Origin of the sequence: Planotetraspora thailandica, from assembly GCF_016863335.1 — a bacterium.
Classification (GTDB): Bacteria; Actinomycetota; Actinomycetes; order Streptosporangiales; family Streptosporangiaceae; genus Planotetraspora; species Planotetraspora thailandica.
The window spans coordinates 1-15,804 of record NZ_BOOR01000059.1 but is presented as its reverse complement, the minus strand read 5'-3'; the positions used below and the strand labels follow the sequence as shown (position 1 = coordinate 15,804).

The following is a 15,804-nucleotide window of genomic DNA, read 5'->3' as shown; positions in this document are numbered from 1 at the left end:
GTTGTCGTACAGATCGCCGAAGTTCTGCATGATCACCATCAAGCTGCGATCACCCATATGGGTGTCGCTCGGCGCGGCAACACGACCGCTTGGCGATCAGTGAGGTCCCGCCGGGGCCGGAAATCTTACGCTGCGGATCAATCCATGTCCGAATAGGAGCGTGTGATGACCAGCCCTCGCACCACCCCTCGCAGCGATCGCAGTCCATGGAACTGGTTGCTCCTGGTGCCGATCGCGATCCCCCTGATCCCGGCCCTGTTCAACAGCGTCGAGCCGCGCCTGTTCGGGATCCCGCTGTTCTACTGGCTGCAGCTCGCTTTCGTGCTCGTCGCGGTCGCGACCACCCTCGTCGTCTACCGCATGGGCAGGAGGGGCCGATGACCACGGAGATCGTCGTCTTCGCCGTCCTGTTCCTCATCGTCAGCGGCATGGGGTTCGTCGCCTCCCGGTGGAGGCGGCCGGACGACATCGCGAGCCTCCACGAGTGGGGCCTGGGCGGGCGCAACTTCGGCACGTGGATCACGTGGTTCCTGGTCGGGGGCGACCTGTACACGGCTTACACGTTCGTGGCGGTCCCGGCCCTGCTGTTCGGCGCGGGCGCGACGGGCTTCTTCGCCGTGCCGTACACGGTGATCGTCTATCCGCTGGTCATGCTCGTGCTGATCCGGTTGTGGTCGGTGTCGCACGTGCACGGCCTGGTCACCCCGGCCGACTTCGTGCGGGCGAGGTTCGGCTCGCCGACGCTCGCCCTGCTCGTGGCGATCACCGGGATCGTCGCCACCATGCCGTACATCGCGCTGCAGCTCGTCGGCATCGAGGCGGTCCTGAAGACCATGGGGGTGACCGGCGACCTGCCGATCATCATCGCGTTCGCCATCCTGGCCGCCTACACCTACCAGTCGGGCCTTCGCGCCCCCGCCCTTATCGCGTTCGTCAAGGACTCGCTGATCTACGTGGTCATCCTCGTGGCGATCATCTACATCCCGACGCAGCTGGGCGGCTGGGAGTCGATCTTCGGCGCGGCGCAGGCCAAGTTCGAGGCCACGCCGGCGCCGACCGACGGCATCCTGCTGAACGCCAACAACCAGCTCCAGTACGTCACGCTCGCCCTCGGCTCGGCTCTGGCGCTTTTCCTCTACCCGCACAGCGTCACCGGCGTGCTCGCCTCGAAGAACCGGAACGTGATCAAGCGCAACATGTCGGCGCTCCCGGCCTACAGCGTGCTGCTGGGTCTGATCGCGCTGCTCGGATACATGGCCATCGCCGCCGGGGTGAAGCCGATCGGCACCGACGTGAACACGGTCGTCCCGCAGCTGTTCGAGCGCATGTTCCCCGACTGGTTCGCCGGTGTGGCCTTCGCGGCCGTCGGCATCGGCGCGCTGGTGCCCGCCGCGATCATGTCGATCGCGGCCGCCAACCTGTTCACCCGCAACATCTACCGGGAGTACATCAAGCGGGACGCCACCGACGCGCAGGAGGCCGCCGCCAGCAAGATCGCCTCGCTGGTCGTCAAGGTGGGCGCGGTGCTCTGCATCCTGCTCATCGACCCGCAGTTCTCCATCGACCTGCAGCTCATCGGCGGCGTCATCATCCTTCAGACGCTGCCGTCGGTCGCCCTCGGTCTGTTCACCCGCTGGTTCCACCGGGCGGGACTGATCGCCGGATGGGTCGCCGGCATGACGGCGGGCATGGTCATGCTGTACAACATCGCCAACCCGGCGACCAAGCACGCCCACTTCGGCGGCTCGGCCTTCTCGCTGGAGAAGCTCGGCCTGGACACCAAGATGACGATCTACGCGGGCTTCCTCGCGCTCATCGTCAACCTGGTCGTCGCGGTGCTCGGCACGATCATCGCGCGCTCCGCGAAGGTCGCCGACGGGCCGGACGCCACCTCCGAGACCGACTACACCGCCGACGAGGGCGACCCCCGCGTCCGCGATCTCGAGGTCACCAGCTCCACCTGACGTCGCGCACGGCTCGGTGGCCGGGGCGCCACCGAGCCGCCCGACCCCAGCCGCCAGACCCGGGCGGCCTGCCGTACCGGAAATTGCGTTGCGCGCCCATGCTCTCCCGCGCACCCTGAACGGGTGGCGATTCTCGAAGCGTGCCTGCTCGCCAAGCGGTTCGGCCCGGTGACGGCGGTCGAGGAGGTCAGCCTGACCGTCGCGGAGGGTGAGATCGCCGGGCTGCTCGGGCCGAACGGCGCGGGCAAGTCGACCACCCTCCACATGCTGCTCGGCCTGGTGACTCCCGACTCGGGCAGCGTCAGGCTCTTCGGGCTCGACCTGGACCGGCACCGCACCGAGGTGCTGAGCCAGGTCAACTTCTCGGCCGGATATCTCGGCCTGCCGGGGGTGCTGCAGGTGCGTGAGGTGCTCGACGCCTTCGCCCGCCTGTACGGCCTGCGGCACCCGGCGCGAAGGGTCGCGGAGGTCGTCGGGCTGCTCGACATCGGGTCGCTGCTGAAGCGCAAGGTGATCGACCTGTCGTCCGGGCAGCAGACCCGCGTGCATCTGGCCAAGGCGCTGCTGAACGAGCCGCGGCTGCTCGTGCTCGACGAGCCGACGGCGGCGCTCGACCCGGACACCGGCGACCGGGTGAGGCGGCTGCTCGTCGACCTGGCCAGGGAGTCGGGACGCGCGATGCTGATCACCTCGCACAACATGCGCGAGGTGGAGCGCATGTGCGACCGCATCCACTTCATGTCGGCCGGGCGGATCGTCGCGTCGGGCACGGCGGCCGAGCTCGCCGCCGACTTCGAGGTGGCCGACCTCGAAGAGGTGTTCCTGAAGGTGGCCCGCCAGTAGACGGCCTGCCCCGGCGTGCGGGGTCCGGAGCGAAAGGCAGCGACATGACCCTCGATATGACGACGGTGCCCGAAACGACCACGGTGCTTCCCCCGCTGAGCGCCGCCGCCCGGCGCCGCCGGATCTCCGGCGTGGTGCGCCGCGACCTCGCCTCGCTGCGGCGAAGCCCCATCCGGATCTTCGAGATCGTCTTCTGGCCGACGATCGAGCTCGTCGTGTGGGGGTTCGTGACGGTGTACCTGCAGGCCAGCAAGGTGCCGTTCGTGGTGTCGATGCTGCTGGGGGCGGTGCTGCTGTGGCAGATCCTCCACCGGGCCTCCAACGAGGTCGCCATCGGCTTCCTGGAGGACATCTGGTCGCGGAACCTGCTGAACATGCACGTCACGCCGTTGACGACGACGGAGTACCTGAGCGGGCTGATCGTGTTCTCGCTCACCAAGGTCGTCTTCAGCGTCGCCATGATGGGCACGATGGCCTACCTGCTCTACGGGTTCGGGATCTTGACGATCGGGGTGGCGCTGGTGCCGTTCATGGGCCTGCTGCTCGTGCTCGGCTGGTCCCTGGCCATCGTTGCGATCTCGTGTGTGCTGCGGTTCGGCGAGGGCGCCCAGGTGATCGCGTGGAGCCTTGTCTTCGTGTTCCAGCCGATCGCCGGGGTCTTCTATCCGGTGTCCGTGCTGCCGTCGGGCCTCCAGGTGGTCGCCTCGTTCGTCCCGGCGACCCACGTCTTCCAGGGGATGCGGGACGTGCTCGGCGGGGCCGCCATCCCGTGGGACCGCATGGCCGCCGCGGCCGCGCTCGACGTCGTCTACGTCGCGCTGGCCCTCGCGCTCTACACGGTGACCCTCCGGCACGCCCGCGCGAAGGGGCGGCTGTCCCGTTTCGGCGAGTGAGTGTCACATTGCAGCCCGCCGAATCGTCTTCTCTATGTACTTGGATGGTCGATCTGTCATAAAAGGGGCAGGCAGCCAAGGGCAACCGATTCCGCGAACCCGGGAGTTCATAATCATGGCCGAGCGGCAGACAGTGGTGATCGTCGGAGGCGGCTTCGCGGGTTTCACCGCGGCCAGAACCCTCGCCCGGATCACCCGGGGGACGGCGGAGATCATCCTGATCAACCCGACCGACTATTTCCTCTACCTCCCGCTGCTGCCGGAGGTCGCCGCGGGGATCCTCGACCCGCGCAAGGTCGCGATCCCGCTGTCCGGCAACTGCCCGGGCGTACGGCACCTGCTCGCCTCGGTCGACTCCGTCGACATCGAGAACCGGCGGCTGACCTGCACGGACCCGGAGGGCGAAACCCGGGAGATCGGATACGACCGGCTGGTCCTCGCGGTGGGCAGCGTCAACAAGCTGCTCCCAATCCCGGGGGTGGCCGACCACGCCCACGGCTTCCGCAGCGTCGGCGAGGCGCTGTATCTGCGCGACCACCTCATCCGGCAGATCGAGCTCGCCGACGCCGCCGACGATCCGGAGGAGCGGGCCGCCCGTTGCACGTTCGTCGTGGTCGGCGCGGGATACACCGGCACCGAGGTCGCCGCCCAGGGACAGCTGCTGACCCGGGACGCGCGCAGGCACCGGCCGGGCCTGAGCGACCAGCCGCTCCGCTGGATCCTCGCCGACCTCGCCCCGCGCATCCTGCCCGAGCTCGACGAGCACCTGTCCCGGACCGCCCACCGGACCCTGGTCAAGCGCGGGATGGAGATCCGGACCGGCACGAGTGTGTCCGAGGCGACCGCCGAGGGGGTCAAGCTCTCCGACGGGGAGTTCGTGCCGACCCGCTCGCTGATCTGGTGCGTGGGCGTTCGGCCCGATCCTTTCGTGGAGTCGCTGGGCCTGCCCACGGAGAAAGGCCGCCTGCTGACGGACGAGTACCTGAACGTGCCCGGCCATCCGGAGATCTTCGCCTGCGGCGACGCCGCGGCCGTCCCCGACCTCACCAGACCGGGCGAGTACACGACCATGACCGCCCAGCACGCCCAGCGCCAGGGCAAGCGCGTCGCGCACAACGTGGCCGCCTCCCTGGGCAGGGGCAGGCGGAAGCCGTACAAGCACAGCGACCTCGGGTTCGTCGTCGACCTGGGCGGGGTCAAGGCGGCGGCCAACCCGCTGGGGGTGCCGCTGTCCGGCATCGTGGCCAAGGCCGTCACCCGGGGCTACCACCTGCTCGCGCTTCCCGGCGGCAGGGCCCGCATCGCCGGCAACTGGCTGCTGGACGCGGTGCTGCCCCGCCAGACGGTCCAGCTCGACCTGGTGCACGGTTCGGCCGTCCCGCTCGCCGGAACGACTCCCGAACGGCCTCAGGACCCGACCGGCTGACGCCTGTCCTCGCGTAAACGATCGACGGCGCGCCGACTCCGGTAGTGTGCGCGACGCGGACGTTCCCCCCAGGCGAGAGGCAGCGGAAGTGGACGAGACGGGCGCGCCACTGGTGCCGGGGTACGAGGTGCTCGGGGTGCTCGGCCAGGGCGGGTTCGGCGTCGTCTACCGGGCCAGGCAGCTCGCGGTGGGCCGCGAGGTCGCCCTGAAGATCGACAATCGGGTGCTGGTGTCGGAGCGCGACCAGCGGCGTTTCATGCGCGAGGTGACGGCCGCCGGGGCCCTGTCCGGGCACCCCCACGTGGCCGACGTCTATGACGCGGGCATGCTCCCCGACGGCCGGCCGTACATGGTGCTGGAGCTGTGCCCGGGGGGCTCCCTCGCCGACCGGCTCAAGGAACACGGCCCGATGGACGCCCGCGAGGTGCGCGACATCGGCGTCAGGATCGCCGACGCGCTGGCCGCCGCGCACGCGGAGGGGGTGCTGCACCGCGACGTCAAGCCCGCCAACATCCTGGTCAACTCCTACGGCATGGTCGCGCTGTCGGACTTCGGGCTGGCCACCAGGCCCGGCGCCGCCGCCGGCAACGAGATGTCGGTGACCCTGGAGTCCCTCACGCCCGCCTACGCCCCGCCGGAGGCGTTCGAGCTGACCGAGCCGACCGCCGCAGGGGACGTCTACGCGCTGTCGGCCACGCTCTACGCCCTCCTGTACGGCAGGCCTCCGCGTTTCCCCGCGGGCGGCGTGGTCAACCTCGCGGTGATCATGGCGTTGCACCGGCGGCCCATTCCCGACATCGAGGGCGTGCCGTACGAGCTGACCGACGTGTTGCGGCGCGGCATGGCCACCGATCCGCGGCAGCGCACCCAGACGGCGGCCGAGCTGCGCGACGCGCTGGCGGCGGCCGACCTCGACGGCCCCGTGGCGGAGGCCGGCGGTCAGGCCCCCGGGGTGTCTCCCGTCGATCACGGCGGGCTCGGCCGGGACGAGACCAGTGGCGGCGCCGAACCTTCGCGGAGCACGACGGGACCCGGGCTGCTGTCGCAGGCCGGCCGGCCTCCCACCGTTCCGGGCGGACGCGCGGGCGGGCCGCGGCCCTCGATGGTCTTCGGGATCGTGGCCGTCGTGTTCGCCGTGATGCTCGGCGCCGGGGTGACCGCGCTGTTCCTCAATGGTCCTGGGCCTTCGCAGGGATCCCCGGGAGGCCCGCCGGGAGGCCCTCCTCCGCCCGACTACAAGGTGGCGGTCACCATGCGGAACTGTCCGGCATCGGAGGTGCCGGGCGTCGTCGGGGCGCAGTGTGTGGCCGAGCCGGAGTGCTGGGGCGGCCTGAACATCATGGCGGGAGACGTGACCGCGCAGGCCGTCCCATGCTCCGGGCCCCACACGTGGGAGACCTTCGCCATCGCCCCGCTCCCCCTCGAGCTGACCACCTCGAACGAGAAGGTCGTGGCCAGGCATCCCGCGGTGGCCGCCTTGTGCACCATGTCGACCCTGGAGAAGTCCCGCACCGGAGCCGCCGGGAAGATCACGCCCGACCGGTGGGAGGTGAGCGTGATGCCCCCGAGCGCGCTGCAGTTCGCGCAAGGATTGCGGGTCTTCCGGTGCGTCGGCACCGTGACCGGCAAGCCGCTGACGGGCAGCTCGTTCGCCGTAGCGGGCTAGAGGCCGTGGCCGGTCAGGACGCGCGGGCCAGCCGTACGAGCTCGGCGAGGGCGTCCCGCAGGTAGTCGATCAGATCCCAGACGTCGGGCACCATCTCGCGGTCGGCGACGATGCCGAAGTCGATCCTCCCGTCGTAGGAGAACACGGTCATGTTGATCCCACCGCTCACGTCCGTGATCACCGACATCGGGTACTGCGCGAGCACCCGCCCGCCGCAGATGTAGAGCGGCGACTGCGGCCCCGGCACGTTCGAGATCAGCAGGTTCATCGCGGGAGCCGTACGGGAGGCCAGCCTGAAGGCCGCCCGGTTGGCCAGGGCGCTCAGCGCGGCCGGCATCGCCTGGCTGAACTCCAGCAGCCAGGTCGCGGGGGCGGCGGCGAACCGCTCCTTGACGACCTTCATGTTGCGGCTGACCGTGCGCAGCCGCTCCTCCGGGTCGGCGACGTCGGTGGGGATGGTCGTCAACGCCAGCGTCACCTCGTTGGCGAGCGTGTCGTCGGCCCGCTGGCCACGGGTGGACAGGGGGATGCCGGCCACGAGCGGCAGGCGGGGCAGCTCGTCCCGTTTCGCCAGCCAGCGGCGCAGGGCGGTCGCGCAGAGGGCGAGCACGACGTCGTTGACGGTGACGCCGAAGGCGTTCTTGACCTGTTTGACCTCGTCGAGGGAGACCGCGCCGAAGGCGAACCTGCGATGCTCGGAGACGCGTCCGGAGAACGGCGTGCGCGGCACCGACATGCGCGGCAGGCCGGGAAGGCCGGCCCGGGTGCCGCGGACCAGGCGGGCGAGCAGCCCGGCACCGGGGATCTGCGAGACGATCGGGACCTCGTCGAGCCGCGCGACCGCCTCGCCCAGGAACCGCATCAGGGCCAGCGGGTTGTCCAGGACACGCGCGATACCCCTGATGAGCATCTCGACGGGCTCGGGCGCGTACGCCGCCGACTCCCAGAAGGGCACGTCGGGCTCCTCTTGCGGCGGATCGACCTCGCGGGGCACCGGCGTGAAGTCCATGAGCGCGGCCAGCACCTCGGCGCCCGTCACCCCGTCGATCGCGGAGTGATGCACCTTGGTGTAGATGGCCACCCGGCCTCCGGAGAGCCCGTGGATCAGGTACAGCTCCCACAGGGGGCGCCTGCGGTCGAGCCGCCTGCTGTGCAGCCGGGCGGCCTGGGCGGCGAGCTGATGATCGCTGCCCGGCGGCGCCAGCGCCAGCTCCCTGACGTGATAGTCGAAGTCGACCTCTTCGTCTTCGGCCCAGTAAGGGTGGTCGAGCCCGAGAGGCACCTCCACCAGGCGGCGGCGTAGGGGCGGGGCCAGGTGGAGCCGCCTGGACAGCAGGTCAACCAGGTCGTCCCGCGTGATCACGCCGCCGGGCGCCGTGGACGGGTCAAGGATGCTCAGCCCCGCGATGTGCGCGAGGTTGGTCGCCGTCTCGAAGTTGAGGAACTGCGCGTCGAGCGCGCTGAGCTGCCGCCCCATTCCCTACACCTGCCCCGAAAACCCGGCCTTGGACCGTCCCCCGCGCCGGGCCTGCCGACCCGGCGCGGGGGACTCCGCTCACGGCTCCAGCAGGAAGATCTGCTGGGTTCCGTCGCGCTGGGTCCGGGTGGCTCCACGGTCGCCGGTGAAGACCACGAAGCCGCCGCCGACCGACGGGAAGGTGCCGTTGCCGCGGGTGCTGAGCTGGACCGGGCCGGTCCATCCCGTGGTCCGGTCCAGCTTGGCCGTGAACACCTTCCACCGCCAGTCGGTGGACCGGGTGTCGTACCAGACCGCACGGACGGATCCGTCCGCGTCGCGGCTCAACCGCGGGCGCTGGCTCATGGCGTCCGGGTCGAGGGCGACGGGCTCGGACGCCGACCAGGTGTGGCCGCCGTCGGTGGAGCGGGCGGCCCGCAGCGACAGGTTGGCGCCCGAACTCGCCAGCCGCTTGGTCTCCCACATGACGACGAAGGCGCCGTCGCGGTCGGCCGCGATGCTCGGGTGCCGGTCCGCGGCGTCGGTGGCGGCGCTGACCTGCACGGGCGCCGACCAGCTCTTCTGCCTGGCGGGCCGGGTGCTCGCCACGATCTGCCAGTTGTCCGGGTCGGTGTTGCCACTGGCCGGCGAGCCGGCCGGCGGGGTGTGCCCGGTCCACAGCGGATCGGGGTCGAACCGGTTGTCCTGCCAGGTCACCACGGTGCCGCCGTCCTTACCGACGGCGATCGCCGGGAAGAGCGAGGCGGGGTAGCGCGGGGACCGCGAGTCGGTCGCGATGCCGGGCGTCACGGTCTTCCCCGCCGCCGACAGGTTGACGGGGGCGTGGTCGACGCCGATCACCTGCGCGTAGACGTCGAAGGCGCCGCCGTCGTTGTCGGCCCACACCACCACGGCGTGGCTGCCGTCCACCACCGAGACGTCCGGGTGGATCGCCCGCCCCTGGGTGTCGGTCAGGCGCACGGCCGGCTCGAAGGAGTGTCCGCCGTTCTTGCTGTGCCGCAGGAAGATCTGCGACCGGTGCGGCTTCTCCTGGCCCCGCGAGTCCTGCCACACGACCCACACGTCGTCGCCCGACACGGCGATCTTGGGCGAGGAGGCCGTCGGCGAGCCCGCGGACAGCTCCACCTCGTGGGCCGGGTGGCCATGACGCTTGACCATGCGGTACACGACCGAGGTCCTGTGGTTCCTGTGGACCTCGGCGACGACGTGGGCGACCCCGTCGTTCCCGGCCACGTCGGCGAAGCCGGCGAACTCCCCGGTCTCGCCGATCACCAGGGACGCCCGGTCGTCGCGGCGGTCCGCGGCCGGCAGGGGGATCTCCGGGGCCGGCGCTGCAGGGGCGTCGACGGACACGAACACCGGCGAGGTGGCCGCGCGAAGCTGGTCGGGGAGGTTCGGGTCGGCGTCCACGCCCGACGGGTCCCCCGGCGCCCGGACCTCGGCCCGGAACCAGTTGTGCACGTCGCCGAGGGTGAAGGGGACGACGTACGTCTGGTCGGCCGAGTTGGGCGTGAAGGTCGCGAGCGGTCCGGCGGACCGGCCGGGAGACGCGTAGACCAGGACGCGGGCGCCGGCGCCGCCGCGGACGCGCACGCGGAGCCGGGCCTTCTTGGACAGGCGGCGGTCACGGACGATCACTTCGTCGCCGCCGATCGCCTCGAACACCCCGTCACCGTCGACGTCGGCCTCGATCGTCACGAGGGCGCCCTGCGGGGAGGCGGAGACCGCCGTCCGGCCGGCGCGGATCGCGTCGAGGATGCCGCGCACCGAGCGCTCGGCGGCGAACACCCAGGTCGTCGGCTGGCCGGGACTGGCCTTCCCCCACACCTCGCGGAAGTGGCAGTCGCTCGCGCCGACGGCGCCGAAGCGGAAGCCCTTGTTCCAGCGGTTCTCCGCGTAGTCGATCTCCGCGTCGGGGTCGGAGGCGACGTTCCACACCTCGACGGTGTTCACGCCCTGCGCGCTGGCGTTGTCGTTGGGCCCGGCCGCGGGCGTGTACTCGCCGTCGTCGGGGTGGGCGGTGCCCCAGGAGGCGTCCTGCGCGTGCGCGTCCCAGATGGACTGCTGGACGTGCCGGAACCCCGGAGAGCCGGGCGGGTTCGCACCGTCCACCACGGTGTCGACCGCTCCCAGCACGGTGGCGTGCGGCGAGCCGTTCGCCTCCTCACCGGGAATGAGGATCAGCTTCGACGAGCGCCACTGGGGGTCCCAGTGCTGGTCGTAGGTGCGGTGGTCGGTCAGCGGCAGGAAGTCGAGCCCCACCCGCTCGGCCTCGCCGATCTGGTCGCCCACCGGGAGGTTGCCCGGCAGCGTCTGCTTGGACGTCTGGCGGGGCAGGCTGCCGTCGGACGAGTGGTCGTCGTGCGCGTGGGTGTCCCCGGCCAGCCACTCACCGCGCGGCGCCTGCTTCTTCGAACCCTCGGCGGCGACGGCGGCGTCGGCTGCCGTGGCCTGCTCCACGGACAGTCCAGCGGCCGCGGCCACCGTCCCGCCCACGACGATGAACTGCCTTCTGTTCAACTCCATTGACGTTCCCCTTAGGTGCCCCTCCGAGAAGATCTCGGCGGTGAACCCGGAGAACGCTAGCCATCGCACTGTCGCCCGAGCTGAATGACACTAGAAGCAAATATGTCCGATTTATTAATCCATCGGACACTTCACACTGTTGGGTGCTCAGGCGCTGGGGGTCATGGGGAAACGGCGTAGATGTAGGCGGCGACGGCGCAGAAGACGAGCCCGACCACGGCGAAGACCACCCCCGCGACCACGCCCCTGCCCTGCCGGGTGTCGATCCGGATGCGCGTCGGCTTCTCCGGGTCGTACAGGATCGGGACGTGCTCCCCCGGCATGGCGGCAGGGCGCCCGGTGCCGATGTTCGCCTCCGCCTCCACCTGCTGGCCGTAGACGGTCGTGAACCGCACGGTCGGGTAGTAGACGGTGGATCTGTGCCCCTGCCGTCCCGTCCGCCGGGTCCGCAGTCTCACGACCTCTCCGTCGGCCCGCTGGGCTTGGCGGAGGAACCGGTAGGAGCCGATGCCCATGACTCCTCCGGCCACGATCAGACCGAAGCCGACGATTCCGAATATGAGCAAGAAAAACAGATTCTGAACCACGGCTGCACCGTAAGGGGAACAGCTTGCCTGTGCCTTGCGATCGTGTTGCCGTACGGTCACACCCGCGCGGGCCGGCCTCTCACGGGCGGAGGCGCATCAGGGCCTCGGCGACGTCGTAGACGGACTCGCCGAGGTCGAAGCGGCTGAACAGGTGGATCTGGTCTCCTGCGTCGATCTCCAGCAGTTCGGTCGTCAGGCCGTATCGGCGGCGGCTGTCCACCCGGATGCGGTCGACGTCGTTCCAGGAGATCCGCTCCTTGCCGGCCAGGCCGCCGACGATCAGGCCGTCTTCCCCCGCGGCCAGCCGTACGGGCGCGTAGAGGTCGCGGAACACGAGCAGGGCGAAACCCAGGGCGGCCACTCCGGCCAGCAGCAACTGCGGCCGGTCGCCGAGCAGCGCGACCACGACGAAGACGACCACACCCGCCGCCTTCAGCGCGGTGACCCGCCGGGGCACCCGCCATTCGTGCCGCGGCCCCTCAACATCAGACACCGTGGCAGCGTAACCCCTCGACGGGCCTCGCGCAGATCTTGCCTCGCGCCACGACACCGGGGTCACCGTACGGCTAGGCCACCGCGACGATCCTGGCCTCGGCGAGGCTGCCGTCCTCCACGGTGAGCAGCCCCATGGTGCCGTGCGGCTGGCGGCGTCTGTCGGTCGGCGAGCCCGGGTTGAAGACGCGGACGCCGTCTCCGGTCAGGTCCATCGGGATGTGGGAGTGCCCGAAGACGACGAGGTCGGCGTCAGGGAAGCGGCGGCGCATCCTGGCGGTCCTGCCGGAGGCCTGCCCACTGTCGTGGATCATCGCCACCCGCAGGCCGGCGAGATCGAGCTCCACGGTCTCGGGTGCGCCCCAGGCAGCGACGTCGGGCCCGTCGTTGTTGCCGAGCACGGCGTGGACGGGAGCGTATTGGGCGAGCTCGTCGAGCACGGCGGCGGTGCAGACGTCTCCGGCGTGGAGGATCACGTCGGACTGGCGCAGATGCCGGGCCACGGTGGCGGGGCACGACTTCCACCGGCGGGGCGCGTGCGTGTCCGCCAGCACCGCGATCTTCATCGTGACGTCCTCCCACGACGGCGAGAGCCCGCGCAAGTGAAGCAGGAATCGCGGGATAACACCGAATATTCAGGGGAATAGGAACCCTCGTCCCCGCCGCGACACGTCGCCACGTGCCGCACGCACCTACGCCGGCCCCCGCCCGGCGCCGCTCGGGAGGAACGATGAGCAGGCAGATCGCCGACGGCTTCCAGAACCCCAGGCTCGTCGAGCTGGAAGCCCGGGTACGCGGGCTGGAGACGCAGGTCGCCCAACTCACCGAGCTGGTCAAGGCATTGTCCGGCGACCGCGAGTCCACGTGAGGCCCGCGGAGGCGGCGGCGTCACTACTCCCACTTGGTGCCGGCCGCCAGCACTCCCAGCGCCACGAGCACCACGATCGCGATCAGGACCACCGCGACCACGGAGAGCACCGCCACCGCCGCCAGGGAGACGAACACACCCAGCAGCTCCAGCATGCGTGATCCCCCATGAGGTCGGCCGTTCTGTCCCTAGCGGTGACTGCCCTTTATCTCCTGGTTCATACCTTGCCCATCGGCCCGATCGGCTTGATGGGCCGATCGGCGCTCGCCGTGGGCATCATGTCGAGGCGGCGGAGGATGACGCCTTCGCGCAGCGCCCAGGGGCACAGCTCGAGCACGGGCAGCTCGAAGAGATCCATCGCGGCGTCGGCGACGAGCGCGCCCGCCAGGAGCTGGGTGGCCCGGCCCGCGGACACGCCGGGGAGCCTGGCCCGCTCCGCCCCGGGCATGCCCGACAGCCGGGCGGCCCACTCGGTGAGGTTGCCGTGCGCCAGGGTGCGCCGCACGTAGTGCCCCTCACTGGACGAGGCGGCCCCGGCGATCCTGGCGAGCTGCCGGAAGGTCTTGGAGGTCGCGACCGCGTGGTCGGCCTTGCCGTACCGGGTGACGGTGCCGACCTCCCTGGCGATTTTGGTGCGGGCGTGCCGCCGGAGCAGGCGGACCTCCTCGGCGGGCGGCGGGTCGGCGGTGAAGAAGTCACGGGTCAGCCGCCCGGCCCCGAGGGGGAGGGACACCGCCACGTCCGGGTCCTCGTCGATGCCCGAGGCGATCTCCAGCGAGCCGCCCCCGATGTCGATCACCAGCAGCCGCCCGGACGACCAGCCGAACCAGCGGCGCACGGCCAGGAAGGTCAGCCTGGCCTCGTCGTCGCCCGACAGGAGCTGGATGTCGACGGGGGTCTCGGCCTCGATCGTGGCCAGGATCTCCTCGCCGTTGACGGCGTCGCGCACGGCCGAGGTGGCGAAGGCCACCAGGTCCTCAACGCCCTTGTCCTCCGCGATGCGGATCGCGTCGGCGACGAACTTGCGCAGCCTCTCCGCGCCCTCGTCGGAGAGGCGGTCGCCGGCATCCAGATGCTCGGCCAGGCGCAGCTCCTCCTTGTGGGAGTACGCCGGGAGAGGCCTCGCGCCCTGGTGTGCGTCCATGACCAGCAGGTGCACCGTATTGGAACCGACGTCCAGGACTCCGAGTCGCATGATCCGACGCTACAGCCACGTTCACCCCACATCGGCCCCTCCCCCGCTATTGGATATCACAGACCGATATGGTCGCACTAAGTAATCTAATAATTACGTATCGTGACATGCAGCACTATTGCCTGGGATTCCGCGCCGCGACCACACTCGAAAGCGGGGGTTCATCGCGACCTCGTCGGTTGGCACGAGATCGCCGGGTGTGCCCGCGTCCCTAGGGGGTGGTCCGGGTGCCTGAAGGTTTCAGCACCTACGAGACGTGGCCGTTCGAGTGCCTGCACTGCCTGCGCGTCTGGGAGGAGGAGTACCTCGTCAGGCGCCAGACCGACGGGCACGGCAACGACGTCGTCATCTGGACCCGGGAGGGCACGCAGGTGCAGCCGCCGTGGTCGGGCTCCGTCTGCCCGCACTGCGGGTGCGGCAGCGTGACCACCTTCCCCACCGGCTACTTCGCCCATCACCCGACGACCGCCCTCGGGCAGCGCCCCGGACCGACTGCTGGGCCGGCCGGCCCCCTGCGCCCGGCGGGCGAGGTCACGTCCGACCCGCCTCGCCACCGCATCCCGCCGCTCCTGCCGTACGCGCTGGTGGCGATCTCCCTGCTCCTGTTCGCCGGCATGCAGATGTACGGCGGGAGCCGTTAGCGGTTCTGACAACGTATTGACGCTGTTCCTGCCTGCGTATAAGTTCACCTCAAATTAAAAGGAAAGCTTACTAATAGTTAGGCGAGAACACACAGGCAGGAACCGCGTCATGCCACGGTCGCCGCCCACCAAGTGACTTGTCATGCCCAAGGCCCCCGTGCGGGCCGCAGACCCCCCTCGCGTGACGTCATCCGTCGCGCACGCGTCCATCGCACCCCCTCCCCCCCGCCCCCCTGGACGTGGAGCACACATGAAACGCAGGATCCTTCCGACATTGATGGCGGCGGTGGGGGCATTGCTCCTGCCCGTCGCCGTCTCCGTGCCCAGCGCGTACGGGGCGGTCACCGTCCCGATCCGTGCCAACGCCGGCGGCCCGGCCCTGACCGACGGCTCGGGCAACGCATGGGTGGCCGACAAGGCCTACTCCAGCGGCAGCTGGGGTTACGACACGCAGTACGGCTCGGGCTCGACCGGCAGCGCCATCGCCGGAACGACCGACGACGCGATCTACCAGAACTACACGCTCTTCAGCGGCTGGTCGGGCTACAAGTTCGACGTGCCCAACGGCACCTACCAGGTGACGCTCAAGATGGTCGAGGACTGGGCGAACGGCCCCGGCCAGCGCAAGTTCGACGTGCGGGCCGAGAACTCCACCGTGCTCACCGCCTTCGACATCTTCGCCTCCTGCGGCGCGCTGACCGCGTGTGACCGGACCTTCTCCGCCACGGTCAGCGACGGCCAGCTGAACATCCAGTTCAACATGAACGGCGGCGCCAACTACGCGACCGTGTCGGGCATCTCCATCACCGGCGGCGGTGGCGGGGGCGGCGACACCACGGCCCCGAGCGTGCCCGGCAACCTCCAGGTCACCGGCACCACCACCTCCAGCGTCTCCCTGTCCTGGAGCGCCTCCACCGACAACGTCGGCGTCACCGGCTACGACGTCTACCGGGGCGGAACCCTCCTGACCACGGTGACCGGCACCACCTACACCAACACCGGCCTGGCCGCAGGCACCGCCTACACCTACACCGTCAGAGCCAGGGACGCCGCAGGCAACCTGTCCGCGAACAGCGCCTCGGTCACCGGCACCACCCAGACCACCGGAGGCGGCGGCGACACCACCGCGCCGAGCGTGCCCGGCAACCTCCAGGTCACCGGCACCACCACCTCCAGCGTCTCCCTGTCCTGGAGCGCCTCCACCGACAACGTCGGCGTCACCGGCT

Annotated in this window: 16 protein-coding genes; 9 read left to right on the top strand and 7 right to left on the bottom strand. The window is 70.4% G+C overall.

Going from position 1 to position 15,804, the window contains the following annotated elements; genetic code table 11:
- The first annotated feature begins 165 nt into the window (after window positions 1-165).
- The 6 genes from Pth03_RS31845 to Pth03_RS31820 all read left to right on the top strand — a co-directional run bounded on the left by Pth03_RS31845 (window position 166) and on the right by Pth03_RS31820 (window position 6,792).
- Window positions 166-381, top strand: a complete 216-nt coding sequence (locus tag Pth03_RS31845) for a DUF3311 domain-containing protein (RefSeq protein ID WP_203948144.1) — start codon at window positions 166-168, stop codon at window positions 379-381.
- On the top strand, window positions 378-1,964 hold the full coding sequence (gene mctP / locus Pth03_RS31840; protein WP_203948143.1) for a monocarboxylate uptake permease MctP: 1,587 nt from the start codon (window positions 378-380) through the stop codon (window positions 1,962-1,964). Before Pth03_RS31845 ends, mctP begins: the two co-directional genes overlap by 4 nt.
- Before the next feature lie 123 nt (window positions 1,965-2,087).
- Complete coding sequence (locus Pth03_RS31835; protein WP_203948142.1) at window positions 2,088-2,807, top strand: ABC transporter ATP-binding protein; 720 nt, start codon at window positions 2,088-2,090, stop codon at window positions 2,805-2,807.
- Between the two features lie 44 nt (window positions 2,808-2,851).
- Entirely contained in the window at window positions 2,852-3,700 is an 849-nt protein-coding gene (locus Pth03_RS31830) for an ABC transporter permease (protein ID WP_203948141.1), read from the top strand.
- Window positions 3,701-3,815: 115 nt separating this feature from the next.
- A complete protein-coding gene (locus tag Pth03_RS31825; protein ID WP_203948140.1) occupies window positions 3,816-5,126 on the top strand; it encodes an NAD(P)/FAD-dependent oxidoreductase in 1,311 nt (436 codons plus the stop codon).
- 88 nt (window positions 5,127-5,214) lie between these two features.
- On the top strand, window positions 5,215-6,792 hold the full coding sequence (locus Pth03_RS31820; protein WP_203948139.1) for a serine/threonine-protein kinase: 1,578 nt from the start codon (window positions 5,215-5,217) through the stop codon (window positions 6,790-6,792).
- Between the two features lie 13 nt (window positions 6,793-6,805).
- Here Pth03_RS31820 and Pth03_RS31815 read toward each other — a convergent pair whose 3' ends face one another.
- The 5 genes from Pth03_RS31815 to Pth03_RS31795 all read right to left on the bottom strand — a co-directional run bounded on the left by Pth03_RS31815 (window position 6,806) and on the right by Pth03_RS31795 (window position 12,440).
- The gene (locus tag Pth03_RS31815) at window positions 6,806-8,269 is read right to left on the bottom strand and encodes a WS/DGAT/MGAT family O-acyltransferase (protein ID WP_203948138.1); all 1,464 of its coding nucleotides are present in this window, start codon (window positions 8,267-8,269) and stop codon (window positions 6,806-6,808) included.
- A gap of 78 nt (window positions 8,270-8,347) precedes the next feature.
- A complete protein-coding gene (locus Pth03_RS31810; RefSeq protein WP_203948137.1) occupies window positions 8,348-10,795 on the bottom strand; it encodes a CehA/McbA family metallohydrolase in 2,448 nt (815 codons plus the stop codon).
- Between the two features lie 161 nt (window positions 10,796-10,956).
- Window positions 10,957-11,361 (bottom strand): DUF3592 domain-containing protein, encoded by a 405-nt coding sequence (locus tag Pth03_RS31805; protein ID WP_203948136.1) that lies wholly within the window; start codon window positions 11,359-11,361, stop codon window positions 10,957-10,959.
- 100 nt (window positions 11,362-11,461) lie between these two features.
- Window positions 11,462-11,875 carry a PH domain-containing protein gene (locus Pth03_RS31800; RefSeq protein WP_239119514.1) on the bottom strand — a complete coding sequence of 138 codons (414 nt, stop codon included), beginning with the start codon at window positions 11,873-11,875 and terminating at the stop codon, window positions 11,462-11,464.
- 73 nt (window positions 11,876-11,948) lie between these two features.
- Window positions 11,949-12,440: a metallophosphoesterase family protein gene (locus Pth03_RS31795; protein WP_203948135.1), complete on the bottom strand. Its 492-nt coding sequence runs from the start codon at window positions 12,438-12,440 to the stop codon at window positions 11,949-11,951.
- Window positions 12,441-12,604: 164 nt separating this feature from the next.
- Here Pth03_RS31795 and Pth03_RS31790 point away from each other — a divergent pair, with 164 nt between their 5' ends.
- The gene (locus tag Pth03_RS31790) at window positions 12,605-12,742 is read left to right on the top strand and encodes a hypothetical protein (protein ID WP_203948134.1); all 138 of its coding nucleotides are present in this window, start codon (window positions 12,605-12,607) and stop codon (window positions 12,740-12,742) included.
- A 23-nt stretch (window positions 12,743-12,765) separates the two neighbouring features.
- Here Pth03_RS31790 and Pth03_RS42240 read toward each other — a convergent pair whose 3' ends face one another.
- Together Pth03_RS42240 and Pth03_RS31785 are read right to left on the bottom strand one after the other, a co-directional pair.
- Window positions 12,766-12,897, bottom strand: a complete 132-nt coding sequence (locus Pth03_RS42240) for a hypothetical protein (protein ID WP_275413256.1) — start codon at window positions 12,895-12,897, stop codon at window positions 12,766-12,768.
- 62 nt (window positions 12,898-12,959) lie between these two features.
- The gene (locus tag Pth03_RS31785; protein WP_203948133.1) at window positions 12,960-13,937 is read right to left on the bottom strand and encodes a Ppx/GppA family phosphatase; all 978 of its coding nucleotides are present in this window, start codon (window positions 13,935-13,937) and stop codon (window positions 12,960-12,962) included.
- Between the two features lie 227 nt (window positions 13,938-14,164).
- On the opposite strand from Pth03_RS31785, the gene Pth03_RS31780 reads away from it, so the two are divergent.
- Window positions 14,165-14,578, top strand: a complete 414-nt coding sequence (locus tag Pth03_RS31780) for a hypothetical protein (protein WP_203948132.1) — start codon at window positions 14,165-14,167, stop codon at window positions 14,576-14,578.
- Between the two features lie 250 nt (window positions 14,579-14,828).
- On the top strand, window positions 14,829-15,804 hold a 976-nt coding region (locus Pth03_RS42235), incomplete at its 3' end, for a malectin domain-containing carbohydrate-binding protein (protein WP_203948131.1).